At 42.1% G+C, this 4,266-nt stretch carries 3 protein-coding genes and 1 pseudogene; 1 reads left to right on the forward strand and 3 read right to left on the reverse strand.

What is annotated here, in order from left to right:
• Positions 1 to 188: 188 nt before the first annotated feature.
• The 3 genes and pseudogenes from AC6EJC_RS25240 to AC6EJC_RS25250 form a co-directional block, all read right to left on the reverse strand.
• Positions 189 to 1,193: pseudogene (locus tag AC6EJC_RS25240) on the reverse strand (glycoside hydrolase family 1 protein); the annotation flags it as partial.
• Between the two features lie 21 nt (positions 1,194 to 1,214).
• On the reverse strand, positions 1,215 to 1,619 hold the full coding sequence (locus tag AC6EJC_RS25245) for a DMT family transporter (RefSeq protein ID WP_444956291.1): 405 nt from the start codon (positions 1,617 to 1,619) through the stop codon (positions 1,215 to 1,217).
• 12 nt (positions 1,620 to 1,631) lie between these two features.
• On the reverse strand, positions 1,632 to 2,780 hold the full coding sequence (locus AC6EJC_RS25250) for an epoxide hydrolase family protein (protein ID WP_444956292.1): 1,149 nt from the start codon (positions 2,778 to 2,780) through the stop codon (positions 1,632 to 1,634).
• A 137-nt stretch (positions 2,781 to 2,917) separates the two neighbouring features.
• On the opposite strand from AC6EJC_RS25250, the gene AC6EJC_RS25255 reads away from it, so the two are divergent.
• Positions 2,918 to 3,823, forward strand: coding sequence for a LysR family transcriptional regulator (locus tag AC6EJC_RS25255; protein ID WP_444956293.1), 906 nt, complete (start codon positions 2,918 to 2,920; stop codon positions 3,821 to 3,823).
• The last annotated feature ends 443 nt before the right edge of the window (positions 3,824 to 4,266 follow it).

The following is a 4,266-nucleotide window of genomic DNA, read 5'->3' on the forward strand; positions in this document are numbered from 1 at the left end:
CGCCGGACCCGTTTTAAGGACACCACGATCTTTCAGGATATTTTCGATGAAATTGTCCTGCAGGCGATCTCACACCGGATGGTGGGCGGACGCGTTCTGGTGACCGATTCGACGCACGTGAAAGCGAATAATCCTGAAGCATTTATAGACCAGCCCCAGCGATTCGCTTTCAAATGGGGATTTTTGACGGTAGAATTAGGGTCCATCGTATTCTCACTAGCTTTAACAGTATTTGACCAGTAATAAGAGACTGCAAGGAAATCGGCTGTATTGTTCCGAAGCAATTCTTTCTCCGATTCCGTAATTTCCAGCTGGATGTCATGGTCTTCGAAATACGTCAATGCATATTCTGGATACTCTCCTCGAATCAGAACATCGCTGTAGAAATATTGCATTCGATTCCGTCTGAAATTCAGTTCGACATCTGCAGGTTCACATGAATAAGGGGCGGTTAACGTATCGGCCAACATCATTCCCATTTGAAGGGATGGATTTAGCTTGTGGCCAAACTCAGTAATCTTTGCAGAAGCAACGAATTGGTGATGAACCGCTTGAAACTGAGACTGCTCGTAATGATCAACTTTATCTTTCAGTATGCCAAGGGAGGCAAATGCCTCTTTGTGGACAAGGTTAATTTGATTGATAATGATCCAATATTTAACGGTTTGGTGATATCTTTGCAGGACGGTTTGCCCATACTTCACGAAGAAATCAATCAGTTTCGGGTTTGTCCAACCGCCATATTGCTCAATCAAATTTAAAGGCATTTCATAATGGAAAATCGTGACGATCGGCTCAATATTTTTTTCTTTCATGTACTCAAATAATCGATCATAGAAGGCCAAACCCTGCTCGTTTGGAACGGTATCATCTCCATTCGGAAAAATCCTGCTCCAAGAAATAGACAACCGCAATGTTTTTACATGCATGTCTGCTAACGCATCGATATACTCACGGTATCGTTCGTAGAAATGTACTCCTTGGCGCTTAGGGAAATAGTATGTCCCATGTTTGTATCTTTCGTATGTTTCTGAATCCATGTTATTAAAATGTAGATCAGTAGGATCAGCTCCTGGAATAAACGGCTGAATATCAGCGGTACTTAACCCTCTTCCATCCCTGCGATGTGCACCTTCTACTTGATTAGCAGCAATAGCTCCTCCCCACAGAAAGTCTTTTCTTATTTTGTTCATGTACGTTTCCCCCAAATGTATTTAAAATTTTTGTACGATAAAGACTCCTGCAATAACCAAAAGAGCTCCCAATAATCGAGGAATATTCAAAGTGTGCATACTAGCACCAATTAATCCAAAATGATCAATGATCACCGACACGATTATTTGTCCAGCTAAAACGTATCCAACCGTAGCTGCTACTCCTATTCTGGGCATGAGAATGGTTGTCGCTAATACATAGAAAGCACCCAGTAGTCCTCCTGTCCACATCCACCAGGGAGCTTCAAACCATTCTTTTTTGAACAACGATCCTTTTACAAAAAAAGATATGATTATTAATGAGATGGCACCTACTGTAAAAGAAATGCTCGAAGCAACAATAGGTGATCCCACCACCGTCCTTAGCTGCGCATTAACACTAAATTGTGTAGGTAACCCTCTCAAGGATAGAGACTATCAGATGCTTAATGATTGAAAAAAATGATTTAGATGTTCGGCAAACAATTTAGGATTTTCCATAGCGGCGAAATGACCGCCTTTATTCGCTTTCTCCCAGTACGTAATATTATAGACGCGTTCTACCCAGCTTCGGGGAGGCGTGGGCAGCTCCTTGGGAAATAAGGAAACCCCTGTTGGAACAGTAACACGTTGACCTTCGGTGAAGTGCAGTGGCATTTTGGTACCTTCAGTATATATTCGCATGGAAGAAGCAATCGAATTGGTAAACCAGTAAATCGATATGTTAGTGAGGATATGATCAAGTGAGAAAGAGCTTTCGATATCCCCGTCACAGTCACTCCAACCTTGAAATTTTTCTACTATCCAGCTGGCAAGACCGGTTGGGGAATCACTTAGTGCAAAAGCCAGTGTTTCCGGCTTCGTTCTATGAAGGGCGCTATAAGCACCTTCTCGGTCCAACCACTCAGCTACGATGTCAAAGTAAGCTTGCTCTTCTTTGCTAACAGATGGTGTATTTTGAGTGAGAGGTGGCTTGTAGCTTCCAGGAATATAATTGAGATGAAGTCCCCTCACCCGTTCAGGGTACATGAATGCTAACCATGTTGAGACCCCTGCTCCAATATCCCCTCCCTGAACCAGATACCTTTCATAACCCAAACGATCCATAAGTTTTGCCCAAAGCGTGGCTACGTATTTGGACCCCACTCCCGGCCGTGTGGGTTTACTCGAAAATGCAAAGCCTGGCAAAGAGGGAATAATCACGTCAAATGCCTCTTCAGCATGTCCACCATATAGCGATGGGGTTGTTAGATAAGGTATTAGTTCTAACATCTCTACAAATGACCCTGGCCAGCCATGAGTCAACAACAGTGGTCGTTCGGATGTCCCTTCACCCCGAACGTGCACAAAGTGTATATCGAAGCCGTCCACATGTTCAATAAACTGTGGGAAACGGTTTAACCATGCTTCTTGTTCACGCCAGTTGTATTCCGAGCCCCAATAATCAACTAATCTCTTCAAAAAGGAATAGTCTGTCCCCAGAGCCCATGGTTCTATAGAGAAACTTGAAGGCCATCGAACCTGTTTTAGTCTGGTAGATAGATCGTGCAATTGTTGCTCTGGAATTGAAATTTTGAATGGTTCCATTCATTGTTTCCTCCCTTGTAGATTAATTTACGATCAGAAGGATTCTATTGTATGATGGATCTGTTCATTAATAAAATTGAAATATTCAAAATCATTATCATTTTTATCGATAGAAATTAAACCTAAGGAGAACACCGATGGAAATTAGACACCTTATTACATTTCAGACGATTATCGAAATCGGAAGTTATACAGGGGCTGCATCGCAATTGGGATACACTCAGTCCACGATCACTGCCCATATACAGTCGCTTGAAGAAGAGATTGGCGGGGAGCTTTTCACTTACGAAAGAAGGCATTTGAAACTTACTCAATTGGGGAGAGAATTAATACCTCTGGCAGAAGATCTACTGGCTACTCATGACCAGATTAGAAATATACGAGGCAACCAGGAGGTTAAAGGTGTTGTAAAGGTGGCTGCACCAGAGTCTTTAACGATTTCTAGATTAAGTCCGATTATAAGGGAATTCTCTTTGAAATATCCTCATGTCAAATTCATCCTTACCAACGGTACATGTGAACAAAACCAGGTTGACTTAATCAGTGGACGTGTAGATGTGGCTTTGATGGTCTACCCGGAAATACATCCGGAAAAATGCATTCATTATTCTTTGGCCCAGGAGAACATTGTCCTGGTGTGCAGCAATGACGGCCCAGACCATTTCGATGAATATAAGCGAGAGAACACCAACCATTTTTTTATTACGAATGAAGAAGGCTGCAGTTATCGGACCATGTTTGAAAGATATCTTGTAAAGCATGATATTCATCCATTTCAAACCATGGAGTTATGGAGTATAGAGGCGATTAAACAAACCGTTATGAGTGGGCTTGGATTTTCTTTTTTGCCTTATATTACAGTTAAAGAAGACGTGGATAGAGGAAAACTTAAAATTGTAAGTCATTCCGAAAAGTTCGATCCGATATACTCCCATATGCTGATTAAAAAGAAAAAGTGGCTATCTCCAACAGTGAAAGCTTTCTCTGAGCTTGTCATAAAGTCGATCCGTGAAACGGATACCGAGATCGAAAGATCAAGATGACCACTGTTACCGTTAAGTCGGTGTTCGACTGCATAAGACCCGTGCATGGGGATGTTCCCATGTTCAACAAGCCGTCGGTACATTTCGCGATTTTTTATTGGATTAGGAAATATCATTCCCCCTTTAAATTAGTAAGTGAATATATAAGCATACACTTAACTCTAGATTTTCCGATGGGAAAAACTAATCACTTGTTATATGTAACTCAAGCCCATGAATTGATTAGTTGTTCACGATTGTCACTGAAACCTTGGGCATGAATTAAACTAAGGCTTTCAATGACATCCCTCCTGCTTCATGGGGCCTGTACCCCTGTTGGAATGGTGCGTTGTTACGTAGATGAGCGTTGTGTCGGAAAAATAATACTTTGCAGGCAAGGGCAGTCGGACGGAGCCGCTGCCCTCTGCACGCAAAGTGAAATCAGAGCATTTTAGAAAACGGAT

Source organism: Paenibacillus sp. TY11 (assembly GCF_059772165.1).

Excerpts from the sequence above, each read along its gene's own strand:
- AC6EJC_RS25255 (WP_444956293.1), top strand. The coding sequence starts at position 2,918 with ATGGAAATTAGACACCTTATTACATTTCAGACGATTATCGAAATCGGA.
- AC6EJC_RS25250 (WP_444956292.1), bottom strand. The coding sequence starts at position 2,780 with ATGGAACCATTCAAAATTTCAATTCCAGAGCAACAATTGCACGATCTA.